Source organism: Enterococcus ureasiticus (assembly GCF_001730285.1).
Taxonomy (GTDB): domain Bacteria; phylum Bacillota; class Bacilli; order Lactobacillales; family Enterococcaceae; genus Enterococcus_L; species Enterococcus_L ureasiticus.
The window spans coordinates 672761-694409 of sequence record NZ_MIJZ01000001.1; the positions used below are offsets into that span (position 1 = coordinate 672761).

A 21649-nucleotide genomic window follows, 5' to 3' on the forward strand; every position below is an offset into this window, starting at 1 on the left:
TAAATTAGCTGGTGGTCTTTCTTTGTAAAAAAGCGGAAAGTGATTTTTATGGCACATGCTTTTCCACCATATTTTGTTCTTCTTATGTTGGGGTAGATTAAAAAATAAAACTTTATAAACTAGTAAAACTTCGTAAACTTGTAACTCATAAAAAAACCAACCACTAAATTTAGTGATTGATTCTGCTATTGTTTATTCAACTACTATTTTTGTTAAGAGTAAAACACCTTTTTTATTTCCTCAGAACATGACTCAATTAAATCATCTTGGTATCTCTTTCAGTTTTAATATGCCAGCTATTATTTACTACTACACATAATAATGTTTGCAAAATCAAATCAGATTTCAAAAAACTATTTATTCGGCTGAAGAATCGTAACAATTTCTTCTTTATATTCTTCCTTATCATCTGATTTTTGAAGTGAATTAGATACCTGCCATAAAATAATAGTATCACCATCCCAATACATATCATGACTTACCGTATACCCGCCATAATTCACTACCAAATGATTCCCCTCAATTTCATAGGTCCAAGTCACCCAGTCTTCTTCCCCATCAATCCGTTCTTTCATAAGAAATCCATCAAACATTAGCGTACTATTTTGACGATTGCCCTTGATCGACGATGTCCAAGAAGCATATTTGGTTAATTCTGGATCGATAGCTGGTTTAAGATTTTTGATTTTTTCTTCTGAATATGGAAAAATTTCTTCATTATGTGGTTCTAAAATAAGACGTTTATCCTCAGCAAGTTTGGGTTCTAATACTAAGTTACTGCCATTTTTCTTTACTTGATAAGAATGAATTTCTTCTATTGGAACATCGGCTTCATTAAAGCTATCATATATAATATCCAATTGATCCCCCTTAAAGGTATAGTTCGTCGTGAAAAGTGAAAAATAATGTTCTATTATTCGCACCTTGTCATTGCTAAAACTATAATAATTCTCTTCATTTTGAACTTTCCAGTATTTAGTTGACTGTAAAATATTCGCTGGCGTTTCTTTTTTTCTTTCAGTTGCAGTAGAGGCTGAAGTGCTTGGTTTATTGTTAGTTTCTTTCGCTTTCGTCCACATTACGGTGCCAACGAAAATAAAAGCAATGATCACTATACTAGATAAAATGATTTCTCCCGATTTATAGCGAAAGTTACGGACTCTATTTTTTCTTTGACCAGATCCTATCCCTAATGCTGTAAGTGCTTCTTCTTCCGGTACTTCGATTTGTTTCATTGCTTTTTGTAAAATTTTTTTCTCGTTATCAGACATAATAATCCTCCCCTAAGTTTTTTTTTAGTGCGTCACGTCCTCGTTTTAAATTCGTTTTAACTGTTCCTTCCGGCATGTTTAAGAGTTCGCTGATTTCCTTAACTGAAAAATCTTGGTAATAAAATAATTGCAAAATCAAGCGGTATTTATCTTCTAATGATGTTACAGCTTCTAGTACATCAATGGCTTGATTCTTGTTTTTAGATAAATCGGTTGGTTCTTCAAATTCTGGATTGTTCTGCAACTCACGGATTTTGATCTTTTGATTGATCACTTTACTTGCTAGTCTTGCCATAATCGTACAAAACCAAGTTAAAAAATAGCTAGGTTCTTTCAGTGTATGAATCGATTTCATAGCTTGAATCGTTGCTTCTTGCATAATATCCAGAGCATCTTCTTTATTGCCTATATAGATGTAGGCCATTTTATACATGTACTCATGATTTTTATGTAAAATTTTCCCTAATGCATTTGTGTCTCCTTTGATTGCTTTTTTGATCAATGAACGCTCTGAATAGCTAAACTTCCCCATTTCCTCACCTCTTCACCCTAATAGTGTAAAAAAATTACCTGTGGGTTTCAACAAAATATTTTTTTATTCGTAAAACAAAAAAAAGGCTAAAACGTGTATGTTTTAGCCCTTAACTATTTCTACATCAGAATTGTATTATTCAACACCGTTATCCTGTTGGCTCATTCGTGACATGTTAGTAGGAATAAATAAAGTTGGATTGATTTTAAGGAGTAACAACAACACAACAGAGGTTGCTATTGCTGTAGCGATCCCACTCAAGCCATTCATCACAAAGGAGAATAGCCAAGGATTCATGCCCCAAAGCGCAAAGCTTCCCCAAAACACAACACCCGCAATAAAATGCCAAAAATAACGCATAAGCGTGCCGAAAAAAGAAGCATAAATAATAATCCGACTACTCTTCATATACTCTTTATTTTTGATAGCCTGTTGCAGTTTACCACTATAAACTCCTGCAAAACCTGCAAAGCCAAAAGCTAAAATATATTCAATAATCACTTGAACAGGCATCAAATAATACACTTGCGCCGTTGGAAAATGCAACAATCCCCAGATAAATGCAGAAAAGAATCCTGCTTTGGCCCCTCTTCGTAAAGCGAAAAGAGTGACTGGAATCATCCCCAGTGAAATTGAAAAACTACTCCCAATGTTTGTCGGAATAAAGGATAAGACCATTGCAATGGCCGCAACGATCGTCCCTTCGATCCAAATACGTAACTCTGATGTTCTTTGCATAAAAAAACTCCTCCTTTTAGAACGACCAATTCACAAAGGAGGAGTAAACGTATTTATTTACTCCATCACAATTCCTACGCTCGTACTAACGAACAGGTTCAAGGGTTTAGAGTTGTTACTCATTCTCAGCCATGGCTCCCCTTTGTGATGGGTTCTATTTAATTTTTAGGCGTTACCTACTTCTATGATAACAATTATAGACTACCATTGTGTCCTTAAAAAGTAAAGAAACAAGTGCCTCTCTTCCATCCAAAATAACTAGACGTAACCTGCAAGAATTCATTCCTCTTATTGCAGAAGATAAGAGTACACTTTTTTTGAAAAAGGTGGTACATTGATACTATCTATCACTTAAATTTATCGATTGGGAGGTCATCCATTTGGAAGAAGATATTTTTGATTTACTAGAAGATCAAAATAAGATCATGTTGAAATTATTGGAAATCATTTCTGAAAGTCATCGATGGTATAGCGTCAATGAATTAAGTTTGCGTTTAAATGTCGTAGAGCGGACGATCCAACGTTATATTCACCAATTGGAAGATACGGTTGCTGAGTACAATGAGGTAAAAGATAGTTATATTCAATTAAACTATGAAAAATATAATGGAGTCCAGTTAGAAACAGAATCAGGCAGTAATTATATAGAGTTTAAGACATATATTTTGGAAACAGATGAAACCATACAGATTTTGAAAAAGATTATGTTTGAAGAATTCTACTCTGTAAAAAAATACGCTATGACTTACTTTGTTAGCGAAAATGCTGTTCGAAAGAGCTTAAAAAAAATAAATGTATTTTTTGATTTATATAGTTTATCCTTGTCTCGTAGTTCTTTCCAAGTTATGGGAGAAGAAAAAAACATTCGAATTATTGCTTATATTATTGGTTGGGTAGCGTTTAAAGGTGTTATTTGGCCATTTGATTCCATCGATCAACGAAAGGCCTATCAAACTGTTGACAATTTTTCTGAGGCCTTCAAATTAAAGTTTTCAAATATTCAAAGAAAACAAATGGCCTATATGTTAGCAATCAACTTAATCCGTTTTAGAAAAAATCATGTGATTGAATTGGATCCTGAATGGAAAAATTATGTTAATCTTCCAGCATTAATGCAAACATTGCCTGTGATGACTGATTTAGTAGAAATGTATCATATTCATGTTGAATCGGAAATGTGCTTTTATGTGCTACTGTTGCAAATGAAAATCAAAGTATTTGAATCTGAGGAATTGAAACAACGCGTTTTTGATTATCATGAAAAATGCCAATCAGATATTTTTCAAGCAACCCACTTATTTGTTAAACGATTCCATGAGAAATTGATGCCCATTCCAGAAGAGTTGCGTGAGCGATTTTTCTTAACTAGTTTTTGCGCTCATCTTTTCTGTAAAGTGTTTAATCAGCTTCAAGTTGATATCGATGGGCATCAAATTATGCATGAAGCTGATTATGACTATCCTGCATTGAAAGAAAAACTCAATTCTTTTATTAATGAATTGCATGAAGAAACTGGTATTACACTCTTTTTATCACATGAATTTCTAGCCCAAAAATACATTCTCTTGTTCTCTTCGATTTCACCACTAAATTATTATGAACCGCCGATCAGAATTTTTCTAGACAGTGATCTGCCTTTCTTTGTGAAACAAACGATCATAACTAAAATAAGTGATCGGTTCAAACATGATTTTAATATTATATTTTTAAAGGATCAACAATTACAACAATCAGATATCGTACTCACAAATATTCCTAATACCATTGAAGAAGAGCAGCGATTTACTTATAAAGTTCATCTGTTTGATTTTCCAATCAAGTTAAGAGACTTTATCGAAATTGAAAGAAAACTCAAGCTTGTTGCGCAATTAAAAAGCCAAGTTTCATAGTATAAAAATAGAAGCAGAAAAGGGAAATGTAGTTTTTACTGTTCTCTTTTCTGCTTCTATTTATTATTTAGGTGTTATATAAACCAATTGAGCTGCGGTTTCAGAATCAATGGTTCGTGTCGAAACGATCCCAACACCAACTGCATTCATTTCTGAGATTTCAATTACACCATCTTCTCCCACATTTTCCACAAAAGCAACATGTCCATATGTCCCATCAGCTCCTGCTATCCCTGGTTGAAAAGAGACAGCTGTTCCAGCTTTGGGTATATTTGACACTTCATATCCTTGTACAATACCTGCGCTTCCCCAATCCATACCATTTCCCATTGTTAAACCGATAGTCCCACCTAATTGAGTGATCCGATTATAAACATATTGTGTACAATTACCTGCTGCATAACTATTTGCGCTATCATAATTCACATGATTATATGGCTCAAATTCTCCACCAAAATAAGGCGTTAACGCGCCCTCTTGATCGTACTTTGTTAGATCATAAATATGAATCACTTCGTCAAGTTTTTGATTATACGCGCTATCGGTGGCATAGGTTCCTGTGAGTGCTAAAGTCACTTGGTGATGGCTCTCTGTCGAACTTTTTAGTGTGTCCGTAAAAATAGGATTTTCACCACTTAAAAGTTCTGCATAATCTTCAAATGATTCTTTATAACTAGGATATTGTTTAAAGGCTGCTTCAATTTGATACATTTGACCTGTTCCGTTATCTTCAATTGTTTGAAAAGAAACACTTTGATCTTCGTATGCTCCTTTAATTCCGAATAAATTAAAATAGGGCATCTGACTTAGTTCACTGCGTCCTGAATCAGATTCCAAAATGGCTTGAGCTATCATGACTGAAGCATATAGATCATGCTCTTTTGCTATCATTTTAGCTTGTTCACCAATGTTTAAAATAAAATCCTCCGTTGCTTTTTCGACTTGGATATGTTGCTCTTCCATCAGTAAAAGCGATTGTATTTCTTGTTTCTCTGGAACTTCATTTGATTCTGTTTCCTCTGTATATTCATTGGCAAATGTCGAAACTGGTACTGACAATGATAATTGTGTTGCTAAAATTGTAGCAAAAATAACTGTTGAAACCTTTTTCAATACGATTCACTCCTATTTTTTATTTTGCTGAATTAATCATCAAGTGTAGAGAAAAAATCTCTTTTACTCTACACTCAAAATTCAAATTACTACTGAGATAAACACTTGTTATTTGCCTAAAGCCAAGAGCTGAAATTTCGATGGACGATTGATTACTCACTTACATTTAGAACCTGTGTTAGGTATCCTTGGACGATCTGATTCGACTCTTCCTCATTGTATTGATCATAATAATTAATTTCATGCAAAATACGTTTTACTTCATAAATTGCTTTTTTTTCTTCAAACCACAACTTCATACTTTGTCTTTTGCTTGTTGCTTCATTTGCTTTTAAATAGGCTAACTCCAGATCTAACATTTCTAAGGTTTTGGCAATAAGTTCAATAACTTCATCGTTTGTCATACTCTTTGTGCTCCCTTCAAGCGGTTATATTAGTGGGTAAATCCTTGTACATGTGCCTCTGTTTTTTCATGATATAAAATTCTAGCACTATTTAAATCTTCCACACATTGCTCAAAATCTCTAATCAAAGCGTTTGCCATGTTTTGTCCTAAATCGGCGCGGCAGACAAATCGTTGAATCACTTGATTATCTAAATCTTTCGGTAAAGGATATGCTGGAACCTGCCATCCTTTCATTTGTAGACGGTCGGCTAGATCATACAGTGTCCATTCTACATCTGCATTTTCTTTCAATGTATAGCAGACGATCGGCAAGTTTTCACCGTCGTTATAAATATCAAACAGACCTGTTGCTTCCACTGCATTTGCAATACTTACAGCAGCTTCTTTGGTACGCGTGTGAAGTTCTTTGTATCCATCAAATCCATAACGGTAGAAATTGTAATACTGTCCAATAATTTGGCTGGCACTTCTAGAAAAGTTGATAGCCATTGTCGGCATATGTCCGCCTAAGTAGCTAACATCGAAAACCAATTCTTCGGGTAAATATTCTTTATCACGCCACAGGACCCAGCCAACACCTGGATACACTAAACCATACTTATGACCAGATGTGTTGATAGAGACAACATTTTTCAAACGGAAATCCCATTCTAATTCTGGGTCTACAAATGGTACAAACATTGCGCCACTGGCACCATCGATGTGGATTACAAGTTCATGTTCATGTGTTTTATTATAGCTTTCTGCTAAAGCATCTAATGCCTTGATATCGTCAAATTTACCAGTGTATGTAATGCCTAAAATCCCGACGATTCCAATTGTATAATCATCTACATAATCCAACACTTTATCGATATTCATGCTTAATTGTCCATTATCCATCGGTACTTCACGCATTTCGATATCCCAATAGACACAGAATTTTTCCCAACAGACTTGGTAACCTGACGAAATGACTAAGTTTGGTTTTTGTGCGTTGATATCTAATCCACGTTTGATTGCTTGGTTGCGCCAGCGGAATTTCATCGCCATACCGCCTAGCATGCAAGCTTCACTTGAGCCAACTGTAGAAGTCCCCATGATTCGCTTCATATCTGGTGCATGCCACAAATCAGCTAGCACATTGACACAACTAGTTTCTAATTCTGCTGTTTGCGGATATTCGGATTTATCGATCGCATTTTTTTCCATTGTTTCAGCCATTAACTGTGTTACTTCTGGATCCATGTAGGTCTGGCAAAAAGTTGCTAAGTTTTGACGAGCATTTCCTTCATCAATCAACTGATCTTTGATCAAACGATAAGCAACTTCTGGTGCTACCGGATTTTTATGTAAACTTGTCATGACCACGGCTTCGCTTGATGCTTCTGTTCCGAAAATTGGGGTTGTTTCATTATTTTGATTACTCATTGTTTGTTTCCTCCATTATCATTTTTATGTTTTTGCTATGTGCTGTTTTTTTGATTGTTTCTATGTCTGAATGATGAAACTTAAAGGAAACAAGAACGCTTCTTTGTCTCCTTTAAAGTTTCATTTTTTAACTTGCTTAAGATCAATTTAAGGTTTTGAAAGTTTCAATTTTATCTGCCATAAAAGTGATTGGTTTATCTACTTCAAGCAAGTCATCTGTGATCGTTACTTTAGCGATTTGGCTATTATCGTAACTATTAAAGTAGTAAGAACGGCTTTCGTTACACATTGTTCCTACATATTGAGAGTAATCTTGAGCCCCTTCTGAGGTTACAACAATTCCTTTAGGGATTCGAACCGTTGCTAAAATATGGTAGGCGTTGGTTACACCAGTTGCTTCATCTTGTGCTTGGTCGATATGTTCTTTAAAGAACGCTGCTCGAACAAAACGTTCAGGCGGTGTATAGCCACCAGGTAAGCCCATTGTGCCCGTTCCTTGTGAGAATGGTAAAGCAACATAATCACCGAAACTTGCTGGCTCATATTGAGCTGGTCGTACATGTAAATAGTTACGTAAATTATTAATATGCCATTCGAAACAAGGTGTATTTGTCATCGTTCCTACTGGATTTTCTTTGATTTTTAGTTCTTTTTCAGTTGGTTCAATAATCACACAACGACCAGATTCATCTGTAATAATCCAATGAAGTGGTGTAATGATATTCAACATTGGTGCCTTAAGCCCAACTAGGTTGATTTCTTTGATATGCTCTGCCACTTCTTCAACCGTCGCACAATTTCCTAAAATCCATAAAATTAATTCATGAGGCGCAAAGTTTTTTTTGCCTTGCTCCGCTTCTGTTTGATAAGTTGCTTCTCCTGGTAAATATAATTCTGCGATAGAGAGTCCTTTTTCGTTGACTCCATCCGCTACGAAGTATGAACTCCCTAACAATCGTCCAGCTCCTACAAAGCCAAGTGAATTCGTAAATGATTGCTCATTGACTTCTGAAACCCATGTATAGTTTCTGGGCATATAGGTTGGGCTAGGATCCAACGGGAATGAAAAATCCATTGTTCTTGATAGTAGATGTTTGTTGTCTTTCGTTTTTGTAAAAATACTTGTGCACATAATGTCACGTCCTTTTCTTATTTTTGTCTTATTGACAATTCCTATTTTACAAGGATATTTGGTGTTTTATTTTTGTTATTCTGTCCGTTCTTTCGACACAATTTTACTGATGATTTTAATACGTTTGACTGAATTACTTTTTACTATTCATTTTCAAGTGCTAATAGTTTTTGATTGTCATCTAGTTCAGACTTTCCTTCCAAATGTTTCTTTTGCAGCCAGTTCATAGAGATACCTAGTAGGATCACGAAAGCAATGAAAACCACGCTTAAAATGATGACACTTTTATCAAACATTGGTGCACCGATTCCGCCGGAAATTGCTTCACGGAAGCCATAAATCGAGTAAGACATTGGTAAATATGGATGAATCGCATTGAAGAAGCCGTTCGTCAATGGCATTGGGAAGGTGCCACCTGCCCCGCCTAGTTGTAAAACAAGTAAGATCATTGCTATGAATCGTCCAGGATTATCGAAGGTCATCGCCAAGAACATGACTAAGAACATATAGGCCCAAGCACTGATAAAGGACATCAAGTAAAATTGTCCAATGTTGTCAACATGTAAGCCGATAGCTAACATTAATGAAGCTTCAATAACTGCCATCGCTGTTGAAACGGCAAAACCAATAGAGACTTTACTTAACCACCAGTTGCGAGCAGATTGTCCAGCCAATGATACTCTGCGAATTGGGAAAACAAAGTTAAACACAAGACAACCAACAAATAACGCAAGTGACATGATATATGGAGATAATGCTTCACCATAATTTGCTACATGGCTGTATTCATCTAGCTCTAAATCTGCTGGTGCAGCGAACATTTCAATATTCTTTTCTCCTAAATTCGCTTTTCCAGCCATCCCTGCTGCTTCACCTAGAGCTGATGCTAGTTGAGATGAGCCGCCTTCTAATTGATCTACCCCACTCATTAATTGTGGTGAGTTGTCGGTCAATTCAGCTAAACCACTATTTAATTGCATAGCACCACTATTTAGTTGGGTTACGCCAGCTGAAAGAGTTGGCATTTGTGCTGACATTTGATCTAATCCATTTGATAATTGATTTCCGCCTGTCGCTAATTGATTAACATCTGATAAGGCAGTTGGTAAATCATTACTTAAAAGGGTTAAATCAGTCGAGGCTTGATCCAAATCGCTTACCAAGGTAGATGCTTTCATTGATAATGGTGGTAAGTCAACGACTGCTAATAGACCATTTGTTCCAATTTCAATCTCATTGATCCCATTTTTCAGATTATTTGTATTAGCCGAGATTCCTGCTGCTAGTTCACTTAAAGCTCTAGCTTGAACTGCTAGTTTTTCAGCTGAAGTTGTTGCTTGTTGGATATTTGCTGACAATAAAGCTGTTTCTGATTGAATCTTAGCGTTTTGAGCTGATTCAAAGGCAGCAATTTGGCCATTGATATCGGCAATCAATTGACTTTTTGTGGCAGCTTCAATACCTTCGTGTTGATTGATACTTGCTGTAATTTGGCTTTGAAGACTACTTGAATCAATTGCTAACTTCGTATTTAATTCGTTTAATTGTGCACTGACTTGTTGTAAATCGGTTGAAATTTGACCAGATTCAATCGCAGTGTTTTCCAATACTTTTGAATCTGTCATCACTTTATCTAAATCTGCTTTCGCTTGATCTAAATTATGTTGAATCGTTTCTTTTGAGGTAGCATCTAAGCTGTTTTCGACATTTTGCAATGCTTGTTCTAATTCTTTGCTCCCTCTGGAAAGTTCATTTAAACCTGCGCTTAATGCAGTAACTTTCGTATTTAAAGGTTGTGCTTTACCGTTGACTGTGTTGAGAGCTGAACTTAATTCTGAAGCCCCAGCATCTAATTGATCAACGCCAGAACTTAATGGACCAATGTTTCCAGCTAATTGATTGGTACCAGATGCTAGTTGAGTTGAACCGTTGGCAGCTTGTGAAACACCTGCCGTATATTGGCCTAATCCACTTTCTAATTGTGTCGTACCTGTCGCTAACTGATTAGCGCCATCTGCGGCTTGATCAATTCCTCCAGCAGCTACTTTCACAACATCATTGACAGCCGTCAAGTATGATGCAGTAACATTTTCCCGGACTTGTGCTTCTAACGTGGTTGCTCCTATTTGGGATATTTCTTCCCCAATATAGTTGAGTGAACCATTCGTCGTATAAGTGATCTCCATTTTTTTTGGATCTTTATCTAAAAGTGTTGTGGCATCTTTTGAGAAGTCTTTAGGAATCGTGACGATCATATAATAATATAAATCCTCCATCCCTTTTTTTGCTTCATCGGCCGAGACAAACTCCCATTTTAAATCATGGTTTCCTTTAAGATTCTCTACAACTTGCTCCCCAACGTTGACCTTTTGGCCCATCATTTCTGTTGGTTTGTCTTCATTGACAACTGCTACAGGTAAATCTTTTGTTCGACCGTAAGGATCCCATACCGATTTTGAAAAGAAACCAGCATAAAGAATTGGGATAAATGTGATTGCGATAACAGATATCAATAAAATCTTATTTTTAAAAATATTAACAAACTCTTGCTTAATCATTTTCATGCTTTTTACTCCCTTGTGTTTGAATGCTTGGTGTTACTTTGTGATGGCGACTATAAAAATGATAAAATACGAACGGAATCGCTAATGTCACAAGATAGCTAATCCCTAAAGTAATGAGGTAAGTATGAATTTCATTTCCTTTTAACTCACTTGGCGCAATCATTGATGAACCGATCGCAAGAAGAGACAATAGTAATCCTGCTCCGCCGATCAACGCTTTACCAATTTTTCCACCTGGCACATGATAAGTTCTTTCCAGTCCTTGATTTGAACGTTTAAATATTAAAACAAAGTAAGCAACAAAGAAAAGAACATAGGCACTTAAGTAAATGATAACGGTCAATGAGATGGCCGTTAAAAAGGATACATTGCTGCCACCTCCGCCAAGAGTTAGCACTGCTGCCCAAATCGTGACGATAATTCCTTGAAGAATCAATAATGGAACTGGCACTTTGTTCTCATTCACTTTTTTAAACCTAGCTGGAATCAACCCTTTTTGTGCGACAGTACGTAAACCTTCAGTCGGTCCAACGATCCATGAACAGACTTGGGCTAACACACCAAAGGCGACTAAGACTGCAATCATTTTTACAACCCACGTTAATTGACCATTCTCCGCTAAAATCAAGGTTTGGAATGTTTGAACAACTCCAGAATTCAATGACAATTTATCGGCTGGAACGACCATTGAAACGGCACTTCCGCCAATCGTACTTAAGATAATACCGACGATGACCAAGATAAACATCACAAGCGGATAATTTTTCTTAGGATTTTCTAACTCATTGATATGAGGGGCAGATGCCTCAACACCCATGTAAGCGAGCATAAATGACGCAAGTGCTGCGAAATCTTTTCCTTTTGGCAAAAATCCCTTTTCAGTAAATGATGGTGCAACTGGATGTCCACCGATCATGATATATTTGATCGTTAAAATCAACATCAGTCCGACAGGGACAATAATCCCGATCACAAATCCCGCTTTAGCAACTTTTGCCGTTGTTTCTGTCCCTTTGAATTGAAGCAATGTAGCAATCCAAAAGATCAATACCACACTGGCAAATTTCAATAGAGGGTTACTGTTTAAAGCAGGTATTCCTACTGCATAAGATAAGGAACCGATAATAAAATAAATCATCGTCACAAAGCCAACGGTTATTTGAAACCACTGGAAGAATATAGCCGCAAATCCAAATTTTTCACCTAAGGTTTTGCCAACCCAGCCAAAGATCCCTCCTTCCTGATAGTCTTTAATAGTGGCCATTTCAGCGGAACATAATGCAACTGGTAAGAACCAGAATAGTCCACAGACAAGTAAGAAAAAGATAAGTGTCATTCCCGACATAGCGAAAGTTGGGTATTCATAGACTGTTATAAATAGTGACGCTGTCATAGCGAAAAAGCTGAACAACGATAATTTTCTTTTAGTTTCTGACATTTTTTTATTCCTCTCATTGTTTATTTATAAGAACAAGATATTACTTATCTCTTAATTTAATAAGCTCCTGTTTCAATAATGACTATCTTGTTACTCATTTAAATGCTGTTCTTATATTGAAAATTCCTACGACTAAAAAGGTCAAGCTAATAAAAAAAACAAGTGTCAAGGCTGCGATCATCGGATGAAAAAATAATAGGATGCATGTTATTACGCCTAAAGCATTTACCGTTAATAAAAACCAGTAAGAGACACTGCTGACTTCTTTGGTAGCTAATACACTTAAGAACCGCGATATTGCATTGTACACAAACCAGAAAACGAAGACAAATGGCAAAAGAATCTTTCCTATACTTAAATGAAAAATGAAAAAGCTACCGATCAAAAGATCAACGATGCCGATCCACGCAATTAATGTAGAATAAAGTCCGACCCAGTTTTTCATCGCTTGATCTGTATAAAGTTCGAATATTCCTTTGGCAATCGTTACTGTTGAAAAAAGCACAACCAGAAGGTGCAGATCTGTCACTGGATGTTCAAAGGTTACTATCGACACCGCAATGAAAATTATCCCAAGAATAAAAGAGCCTACCTTATAGCTTGTACCTCTTGTCATAACACATGCATTCCTCCAATCATTTTTTGATATGTATCAACTTTATATTCGTAGTATAGTGGATAAAAGGCCTATTATTTTTCTACATCCTGTCGCATGATGCGAAATAAAATAAAAAAATAAAAAGAATAAAATAGACCGAATAACATAAAAAAGGTGACTAGAACTATCTTTTCATGATAGTTCTAGTCACCTTTTAAATTAGGGTTGAATCATACTGGTTTTCGTTCATTCATATACACGTCCTTCGATTTTTTCGATCTATTTTCGATCGTGTGACACACGAATGATCCTCACTTTACATTGGTGTAAAGAATGAGAAAATCTATATAGTATTTAAATTTCTCGTAGATTTATCTAGAATTAAAGGAGCATTTTTGGCATGGTATAATTCTTTCACACAGAAAAAACACTCCATGCTTAAAACAGGAGTGTTTGGGTATCTATTAAATAATACAGTGTCCCAATTATGGATCAACTCATTTTTATCCTCTAATATTGACCTTTGATTACAAAGAAAGAACCACGAATTGTCCCGGCAAGTTTCGATTTTTGACGCGCAAATTTAAACTTCCCTTCAAATTCTGCTGGAATTTCCATACCATCAGATAACTTAAACCCAACTGCACGTTTGCCACCTTCTTCAAGTGTATACATCACATTAACAGCTAATCCATTTTCATAAAAGACATAGGCCATTTTGATCCCATCTACTTCAAAGCTTGATACTTCTAATGGTTTATACGGAAAGTTCATATCACGTTCAGCTAAAATTTTTTCGACCCAAGCTAACGTTTCAGGAGCTTCACTTGCTGGTACTGTTACAAATTCATGTTTGTATTTATTCCAATAATAGCGTGCTTCATTTGCGCGTAAGCCTGCTAACGTTTCCGCTACTGGAGAAGTTTCAAAACCAACAGTTGAGACATTTTTAAAATCCACTTTATAAGACATTTTTGCGCCTCTTTTCTTTTTATATAGGAATAGTATAGGCGAATAGGATAGTAGTGACAAATAATAAAGACTAAATGATCTTTTTCACAAAACACTTGGAAATTTGTTTTTCATCAATTATAGTTAAGGTGTAAGATTATACGATCTAGCTCTTTCAGCTTTTAACTTTTTAGGAGGAACCGACATGAATATCTTTTATATATCAATATCTGGTAATACCCGCTCATTTGTAAAACGTCTGTCTGCTTATGCTTTTGATAACTATAATACCCAAATAGAACTAAAAGAGATTCACGAAAACTCGACCTTTGAAGATGAAACAGAGCCTTTTTTTACTTTTGTACCAACTTATTTAGATGGCGGTAATGGGGTCGATAATGGGGATACAGAGATTTTAACAGAAACGATGCGCGAATACTTAGATTATCATAGCAACTATCGTTATTGTTTAGGTGTCATTGGTAGTGGAAATAAAAATTTTAATCATCAATATTGTTTAACCGCGAAGCAATATGCAGAGAGATTTGATTTTCCATTTTTAGCAGACTATGAACTTCGGGGAACGCAAGAAGATTTGGAACGAGTTTATACAGTTTTAGTGGAAACAGTAGCTAAGAAGAATGGTTAAAAAATAAAATATCTAAATTCCTAATTCTCATTAATCAAAGAATAAAGGATTTGGATTTTTTTTTTTGAATCTAAAATATATTTGTTCTAGCTATTTTGAAACTAGTAATTGTTATCCACTTTTTTATATAAATTAACTATTTTGTCATTTTATTCAGATAAATTAATTCATAATTTTTGCACTTTCAAAAAAACTGTTTTATTATTAATTTATTCTGAATAAAGGAGGTAACACATATGAAAGCTTTAGATTCAGTTGCGTTAGCATTGTTGATCGTCGGTGGTTTAAACTGGCTACTTGTCGGACTATTTGAATTTGATTTAGTTGCGACGATTGCTGGCGGTTCAACAACTATTTTCGCTAAAATCATCTATGTGATTGTTGGATTATGCGCCATTTATTGTCTAAAATTTTTCCCGCTTATCTCTAGAAGAGATCAAGCGTAGAATTGATCAAGACCTGATTTCAGGTCTTGTTTTCGTCTATTTTCAGTTTCATCATCCTTATTAGTGCTAGAAAAAAAGTGTGTGAGACAAAAGTAAAAAACACTTTTGTTTCACACACTACCTACGAATAAACGATAGAATTAAAGGCAACTCCTTCTGAAAAAGGTTAAATTCATAAATACCAATCAACATGCCCTCGCATCTACTAATGAACAGATTATACACGGTTATCACAAGCAAATTGCAAGTTGCTCTCTTAATATGAATGGGCGAGATATACGGGACGAGAGGTTTTAATAGTTTATTTTATTGGAATATAAATATATATTTCTGACTCATTATTGTTTTCACCTTTAAAATGATCTGTATATAATTCAAAATCATTTCGTTCATCTAATTCATATTGACTCTCAACAAGCCATACTCCCCATATATATTGATAGGATAGCAAGATATCAATAACTAGACCTTTATGTGTGAACTTAGCATATTTGCCACCTTTAATCTGCTTAGTTTGATAACTTTCAAGTAGCGATGGACTGTCTAAACATTCTACTCCAATAAATAGACTTGAAGAATTATCTAAATTAAACGTAGCCTGTTCACATAACCTACTTAGTTCAAATACTCCATAGCGTTTTTTAATTGAGGAATCTTGTAAAAATTCTTCTTTAAATGAGTGCCATGCAGAAGTATAACCATCTTCCATATTTCCTGAGCTGAACCTTTTTCCTGTTATTTTAATCGGTGATATATAGACAACTTCAGGTGATAATCCACTAGTAATATCTAAAGACTTAAGGGTTACTGGCGGCCTATTGCCAATTAAAATATCAACTCCTTGTCTTCGATAAGCTGATGGTGTCATTGAATATCTTTTTTTAAATGCTCTCGTAAAACTTTCTGGAGTTTCAAATCCCAACGACAAACTTATATCAAGTATTTTTTTTTGAGAATGATTTAAGTCAAAGGCGGCTTGTGTTAATCGCCTACTTCTAATATAATTTCCAATAGTTTCATTCATAACTAAGTGGAAAAACCGATGAAAATGATAATAGGAAAAAGAGACTGCCTCGGCAACATCTGCAACAGTAATAGACTCATATAGATTATTCTCTATGAATTCAATCGCTTGATCAATAGCTTTCAAATTTTTCAAAGTCCAGTCTCCTATTTTTAAGTTTAAATGGTTCTGTAAAACTCTCTTGGAGCCTTCTTGTCTAGCAAACTTACTTTTATACTGCGTTCTTTCAATGGCTCTACCTTGAAGGTATGCCACTTATTTACATCCGGCGCACCGAAAGCTACTTGAACTGACTCTTTTGTCGTATTAAATATTGCCCCCCTCAGAGTTCCAAAAAAATCTTTATAGTAATGACAACATAATCCATCAGGATATGGAGTTGAAAGAAGTTCTTTGATTTTATTTTCTGAGATAATTTGCTCGTTAGAAAATGTTTGAATAATATGATTATTACGAATAACCGAATTCTCTATTAGTATTTTTTCGTACGGTTTGATTTTTTCAAGCAGTGCATGATTAGTGCAACTTAGAAAACCTTCTTCAATATTTTCATCAGCTATTTTATACTCTTTATGTCCATCTATACATTGCATTATAGCTATTTTACCACTTTTGTCAGCCAACATTAAACTTAAATTATAAGCTATAGGCATTTGCATTACCAATTCAATAGCTTCTTCAATATTTTTACAATTTTCCAGAATACTTCGAACTACGATCCAGAAGCTAAATCCAGTTACCCCAGCTTTTTGACCACCCTCAAAATTTCCTACTGGCAAGCCGTTACTAGCCTTACAAACAGATAAACCACACTCATTCATACCATCGCTTCGACCAAATAAGTTAAGAGTAGAGCCAATGTAGTTATACTTACCTTTAATATCCGTATAAGCAAAACACATTTCTTCCATTTCATCGCTAAAATCATAATTTCTAGCCAGTAAAGTGTGTCCATCTTCTGTTTTACTTGGTAGTAAAGCCATTAAACTACAGCCTCTTTCTAGATATGTCATAGCATAAAAAAGAACTTGGTGAGGTTCAATAGTTAATGTATCTGAAAATCCTTTAATCTCATCATTGATACCGGGGCAAAATTCTTCAAGAAGTGTTTTAATCTTTTGATATTTATCTTTTGGATAAGAATCAGGTGGAAGTAATACTTGTTTGATTAATTTAGAGTCTGATTTAACCCATTCACCAATTTTTTGACCAATTTCATAATTTGTACCAACAAAATTTTTTAAGTATTGTTTTGTTTCCCGCATTGTAATCATCCTTTCTTTTTGATGATTATAGCTTAGTAATTTATTGAAATCTTGATATTTTCTGCTATTTCGAAATGTTGATAAAATCTTTTTAAGGACTTTGTTTATAATCTGAAAAAAACACTTATGCCTCAACATAAATGTTCTAATTTATCAAATTTTAAACTGGGGTTGAAATACATTTTATATCGATATACTATGAATACAGACACCGGTGTACTAAAAATTAATACAAGGAGAAATTAATGAATATTAAACAAATTCCTGAAACAAAAATAATATACATGAGAAGAACAGGTGTGTATGGAATTGAAAATAAAAACTTGATGGAAAACTTCAAGAAGTGGCTAAAAGATAACAATTTATTTAATAGTGATTCTGTTATTTTAGCTATTCCTAGAGATAATCCTCAAACTACCGACCCGAAAAATTGTCGGTATGACGTGGCTTTGGTCGTTAATTCTTTTAATGATATAGAACAACTTGATATCAATAACGACGTTTTAGAGTCTGGAAAATATGCAATCTTTACGGTTGAACATACTGAAGAAGCTATAATAAAGGCTATGGGGAATATGTTCTCTGAAATAGATAGTGAAGGTCACTCGCTTAACGCTCGGCAGCCAATTATTGAACGCTATGCAGTCAAAATGGTAGAAAATAATAAATGCGAGATTTGTGTTCCGCTATCGTAAATAGCTACCTTCATAAAAGAAACCCGCTCATATAACTATACTAAGAAAAGGACAATGTATCCCAGAGTCAAGGAATCCAAATAAACGGAGGAAGCAGAAGCAACTCTCTTTTTTTCTCTTAGTTAAACATTTCCGTCCATCCTTTTTTACTTATAGTAAAAACGAGTCCAATTTTGATATTGCTAATCAAAATCGGACTCGTTTTCGTTTTGAGAATGGACTATTATTCCACCCTCAAAACCTCAATTTAATAGGTTATAAATACCTAGCTTTTCGGAGCTAAATACTTCTGACCCGCCTCCCGTTACACTTATTAAGTTTTACAATAACTCTTTTCTCAATTCCTCATCTGTCCGATCAGACAAATATTTAGGTGGAATATCCAAAACAGTATATGCACCAAATTGTTTTTCCTTAGCCAAACGAACACAAGCTCTCGCATACGCAACTAAAACACTTGCCGTAAATTCCGGGTTACTTTCAAGTTGTAGATTATATTCAATCACTTGTTTTGTATTTTCATGCGTTGTTCCAATATGAAGAACCGTCCCACCATGAGGCATCTTTTTGTGATTTTGATCAAGTTCAGCTTGAGAAATAAAATGAACTTCTGTATCATAATCGGCAAAATAATTGGGCATTGAAACAATTTCTTCCTGAATATTTTCTGCGTTTGCACCCTCTTCAAGCACAACAAAGCATTCTCTAAAATGTTTATCTCGCGTACTCAAATTCAACTGTTCGCCTGCTTTAAGTTTTTCAATCACTTCGCTGTTTGGAATCGTATATTGTACTGCATCTGTCACGCCATCGATTCGTCTTAATGCATCTGAATGTCCCTGACTGACGCCTTTCCCCCAAAAGGTATTTGTCTCTCCAACTGGTAAAATACTTTGTGCATATAATCGATTTAAACTAAACAAACCTGGATCCCATCCCGTTGAGATAATTGAGGTTGTTTGATTTTCTTTTGCCACTTGGTCCACTTTAGCAAAATGCTCTGGAATTTTAGCATGAGTGTCAAAACTGTCGATGGTATTAAATAAATGCGTCCATTCTGGCGTTTGTGTTGGTAAATCAGTTGCTGATCCTCCACATAAAATACAAACATCGATCTCATTTTTTTTATGTTTAAGCTGATCCATCGTGAAGGCATTCGCGCCTTCCGTCTGGACTGTTTCAGGGGCTCTTCTTGTAAAAACACCTACTAATTCCATATCTTTATTTTGCTTTATTGAACGCTCAACACCGCGTCCAAGGTTCCCATACCCGACAATTGCTATTTTTATCATACTTACATTCCTCCACTTCTATGCATCAAATTATACCAAAAGAAAACCTCTTTTGACAATTGATGTTGAACCGGCGAATGATCGACTCTTTAAAACATACTATTCTAAATTCAATTGTTTTTTTAATTCCGTTGTGACCTTTTCCTTTTCTTCTTCTGAAATACTTTGATAAGAAATACCTTCCTCACCAGTATAACCATCTCCAGTAAATCCTTCACCTTGCATTTGGTAACTTTCAATATTCTCTAGTGCTTTCTGATAATTTTTCATCAATAACATCATTTGATCTAATGCCATATCTGTCTGGCCATTTTCACCAATAACATCTAGCAACTCTTGATAACGAAACACACTCTTCATAGACATCAATTCTTTGGTCAGTTGAATGGTCACTTCCCGCTGTCTCTTTTGTCTACCATAATCTCCCAGCGGATCTTCGTAACGCATTCTTGCATACTGTAACGTTTCCCAACCACCTAAATGCTGTTCTCCTTTGGGATAATGAATTCCCTCAGCATCAAATTCAAAATCATTGTTAACTGTGACACCACCAACTGCATCACTCAATGCAGCTAAGCCATCCATATTGATAACAAAATAATGATTGATTGGAATACCTAAATAATGCTCCACTGTGTCGATCATCATCTCATCACCACCAAATGAATGCGCATGATTGATTTTGTCATATGCACCATCTTTTCCAACAATTTCTACGTAAGCATCTCTAGGAATACTTGTGATTGTCGTTTCCTTCAATTGATTATTGACTGTTACGACCATGATTGTATTTGCTCGCAGATCTGTTTTACGCTTTGAATCATTTGCGATTCCTAAAAGTAAGAAACTAACAGGTTCACTATTGTTAAGCTCTACAGGCGTTGTTTTTCGATTCAATGGCTGATACATTTTATCCGCCGTTTTTTGTACATTTTTAAACACGGTTGCACCATAAAACGATGCACCAGTAACGACAAATAATAGTAATGTTAAAGCGCTTAAAATAGTTCGTTGTACAAACTTTTTTTTATCTTCTGATGTTGAAAATTTCCTGTTAAGATATACTTTTTGAAGACAAATGTATGAAAGATTTACCCATGAAAAGCTCAAAAGAAACCCGCCAATAATATCACTCGGATAATGGACTCTTAAATATATTCGACTTACGCCAATCAATACTACATAGACGATCAACAACGTTTTTAATGTATTGTATTTTTTTGTCTGCTTTTTATAAATCGTTTGTGCCATTAAAATAATTGAACATGCCAAACACATAGCTAACAACGAATGCCCACTAGGAAAACTATAAGAAGTTCGTTCTGCTAAATGCTCCACATTAGGTCTTGTTCGTGCAACAGCATGTTTTAGGATAAAGCCTAGAGCACTGACCACCAAAACATTGCTGCTCATCCAAAATGCCAGTAATTTTTGTTTTTTCCGCCAAAGGACAAATGAAACAATTAAACTTACAATAAAAATTGGCACGATCGTTGCAGTTTTAGCAAATAGATTTACAATACTTGTAATCAAATCATTTGGTTTCCAATTGAATTGGTAAATCGCTGAATCTAACTGATTAAACCACGTAACATTCTGAACAACTAAAAAGGTTAACACGGAAAACAGTATGGCACTTAAAATAGCTGGAGTTAATTTTTTTTCTTTAAACGTATGCATGTATAAAATCCCTTCATTCTTATAATAAATAAAATTGCTAGTTCAAAATCAGTATTCATAAAATTTGATCAAAAACACCAATAAAAAAAACCTTGGACTCATGCTTCTTGCAGTAGAAGTGAATGATCCAGCGGTTACTTTATCCGTCCAATGACACTTCTAAAAACACAAGTAGGCATTCAGACGTTAAACAATCAGTAAATATGTTCTCTATTTACCAAAAAGAAAAAAAAGCCAAACATTTTTTCCTACGACGTTTGACTTTCAATCAATCTCATCGTCTGAGTTTTAGCACTATACAACGTAAAGAAAATTCTTAGCTATTTTATGAAAAGCCTTAATTCGACAATTCCTGTTTTACACATTGGCGTCTTTCGACGTTTCTGCGCAATAGCCTATGTTTGTATAGGAGCCTCACCTAACAAGGTTATTTATCTATTTATTTTTCTAAAGAATAACGTTAAAAAGAATTTTTTTCAAGTTATTTTAAGCATCTTTAAGTTTTCTTAATTTAAAAAAAGCACAATTTGAATAAAAAAGAAGAGCGTGAGACAAA

At 35.0% G+C, this 21649-nt stretch carries 19 protein-coding genes and 2 riboswitches; of the genes, 4 read left to right on the forward strand and 15 right to left on the reverse strand.

Features of this window, described 5'->3' with window-relative positions; genetic code table 11:
* Positions 1–353 precede the first annotated feature (353 nt).
* The 3 genes from BCR21_RS03170 to thiT all read right to left on the reverse strand — a co-directional run bounded on the left by BCR21_RS03170 (position 354) and on the right by thiT (position 2541).
* Positions 354–1271 carry a hypothetical protein gene (locus BCR21_RS03170; RefSeq protein ID WP_069645058.1) on the reverse strand — a complete coding sequence of 306 codons (918 nt, stop codon included), beginning with the start codon at positions 1269–1271 and terminating at the stop codon, positions 354–356.
* Positions 1264–1803: a sigma-70 family RNA polymerase sigma factor gene (locus tag BCR21_RS03175; RefSeq protein ID WP_069645059.1), complete on the reverse strand. Its 540-nt coding sequence runs from the start codon at positions 1801–1803 to the stop codon at positions 1264–1266. The genes BCR21_RS03170 and BCR21_RS03175 overlap by 8 nt, the downstream gene beginning before the upstream one ends.
* Positions 1804–1938: 135 nt before the next feature.
* Positions 1939–2541, reverse strand: coding sequence for an energy-coupled thiamine transporter ThiT (gene thiT, locus BCR21_RS03180; RefSeq protein ID WP_069645060.1), 603 nt, complete (start codon positions 2539–2541; stop codon positions 1939–1941).
* Positions 2542–2595: 54 nt separating this feature from the next.
* A riboswitch (TPP riboswitch) is annotated at positions 2596–2693 on the reverse strand.
* 228 nt (positions 2694–2921) lie between these two features.
* On the opposite strand from thiT, the gene BCR21_RS03185 reads away from it, so the two are divergent.
* A complete protein-coding gene (locus tag BCR21_RS03185) occupies positions 2922–4430 on the forward strand; it encodes an AcpB/EbpR/MafR family transcriptional regulator (RefSeq protein ID WP_069645061.1) in 1509 nt (502 codons plus the stop codon).
* Positions 4431–4493: 63 nt separating this feature from the next.
* Here BCR21_RS03185 and BCR21_RS03190 read toward each other — a convergent pair whose 3' ends face one another.
* The 8 genes from BCR21_RS03190 to BCR21_RS03225 all read right to left on the reverse strand — a co-directional run bounded on the left by BCR21_RS03190 (position 4494) and on the right by BCR21_RS03225 (position 14063).
* Positions 4494–5543 carry a glucosaminidase domain-containing protein gene (locus BCR21_RS03190; protein ID WP_240488058.1) on the reverse strand — a complete coding sequence of 350 codons (1050 nt, stop codon included), beginning with the start codon at positions 5541–5543 and terminating at the stop codon, positions 4494–4496.
* 152 nt (positions 5544–5695) lie between these two features.
* On the reverse strand, positions 5696–5947 hold the full coding sequence (locus tag BCR21_RS03195; protein WP_069645062.1) for a hypothetical protein: 252 nt from the start codon (positions 5945–5947) through the stop codon (positions 5696–5698).
* Positions 5948–5976: 29 nt separating this feature from the next.
* On the reverse strand, positions 5977–7359 hold the full coding sequence (gene gad, locus BCR21_RS03200; protein WP_069645063.1) for a glutamate decarboxylase: 1383 nt from the start codon (positions 7357–7359) through the stop codon (positions 5977–5979).
* 142 nt (positions 7360–7501) lie between these two features.
* The gene (locus BCR21_RS03205) at positions 7502–8491 is read right to left on the reverse strand and encodes a choloylglycine hydrolase family protein (RefSeq protein ID WP_069645064.1); all 990 of its coding nucleotides are present in this window, start codon (positions 8489–8491) and stop codon (positions 7502–7504) included.
* A gap of 143 nt (positions 8492–8634) precedes the next feature.
* Positions 8635–11055, reverse strand: a complete 2421-nt coding sequence (locus BCR21_RS03210; RefSeq protein ID WP_069645065.1) for a YhgE/Pip domain-containing protein — start codon at positions 11053–11055, stop codon at positions 8635–8637.
* The gene (locus BCR21_RS03215; RefSeq protein WP_069645066.1) at positions 11042–12493 is read right to left on the reverse strand and encodes an amino acid permease; all 1452 of its coding nucleotides are present in this window, start codon (positions 12491–12493) and stop codon (positions 11042–11044) included. Before BCR21_RS03215 ends, BCR21_RS03210 begins: the two co-directional genes overlap by 14 nt.
* A 94-nt stretch (positions 12494–12587) precedes the next feature.
* Positions 12588–13109, reverse strand: coding sequence for an HdeD family acid-resistance protein (locus tag BCR21_RS03220; protein ID WP_069645067.1), 522 nt, complete (start codon positions 13107–13109; stop codon positions 12588–12590).
* Between the two features lie 492 nt (positions 13110–13601).
* Positions 13602–14063 carry a phage tail protein gene (locus BCR21_RS03225; protein WP_069645068.1) on the reverse strand — a complete coding sequence of 154 codons (462 nt, stop codon included), beginning with the start codon at positions 14061–14063 and terminating at the stop codon, positions 13602–13604.
* A gap of 184 nt (positions 14064–14247) precedes the next feature.
* Between BCR21_RS03225 and nrdI the strand changes: the two genes are divergently transcribed.
* The gene (gene nrdI / locus BCR21_RS03230; protein ID WP_069645069.1) at positions 14248–14691 is read left to right on the forward strand and encodes a class Ib ribonucleoside-diphosphate reductase assembly flavoprotein NrdI; all 444 of its coding nucleotides are present in this window, start codon (positions 14248–14250) and stop codon (positions 14689–14691) included.
* 236 nt (positions 14692–14927) lie between these two features.
* Positions 14928–15137 carry a DUF378 domain-containing protein gene (locus BCR21_RS03235; RefSeq protein WP_069645070.1) on the forward strand — a complete coding sequence of 70 codons (210 nt, stop codon included), beginning with the start codon at positions 14928–14930 and terminating at the stop codon, positions 15135–15137.
* Positions 15138–15438: 301 nt separating this feature from the next.
* Here the strand turns inward: BCR21_RS03235 and BCR21_RS03240 are convergent, their stop codons facing one another.
* Together BCR21_RS03240 and BCR21_RS03245 are read right to left on the reverse strand one after the other, a co-directional pair.
* Positions 15439–16296, reverse strand: coding sequence for a helix-turn-helix domain-containing protein (locus tag BCR21_RS03240; RefSeq protein WP_069645071.1), 858 nt, complete (start codon positions 16294–16296; stop codon positions 15439–15441).
* A 23-nt stretch (positions 16297–16319) separates the two neighbouring features.
* Positions 16320–17426 (reverse strand): C45 family autoproteolytic acyltransferase/hydrolase, encoded by a 1107-nt coding sequence (locus BCR21_RS03245; protein WP_069645072.1) that lies wholly within the window; start codon positions 17424–17426, stop codon positions 16320–16322.
* A gap of 245 nt (positions 17427–17671) precedes the next feature.
* Between BCR21_RS03245 and BCR21_RS03250 the strand changes: the two genes are divergently transcribed.
* Positions 17672–18121 carry an AraC family transcriptional regulator gene (locus BCR21_RS03250; protein ID WP_069645073.1) on the forward strand — a complete coding sequence of 150 codons (450 nt, stop codon included), beginning with the start codon at positions 17672–17674 and terminating at the stop codon, positions 18119–18121.
* Between the two features lie 320 nt (positions 18122–18441).
* Here the strand turns inward: BCR21_RS03250 and BCR21_RS03255 are convergent, their stop codons facing one another.
* Complete coding sequence (locus BCR21_RS03255) at positions 18442–19413, reverse strand: diaminopimelate dehydrogenase (RefSeq protein WP_069645074.1); 972 nt, start codon at positions 19411–19413, stop codon at positions 18442–18444.
* A gap of 99 nt (positions 19414–19512) precedes the next feature.
* Positions 19513–21093, reverse strand: coding sequence for a phosphatase PAP2/LCP family protein (locus tag BCR21_RS03260; RefSeq protein WP_069645075.1), 1581 nt, complete (start codon positions 21091–21093; stop codon positions 19513–19515).
* 266 nt (positions 21094–21359) lie between these two features.
* Positions 21360–21526: riboswitch (M-box (ykoK) riboswitch) on the reverse strand.
* Positions 21527–21649: the final 123 nt, after the last annotated feature.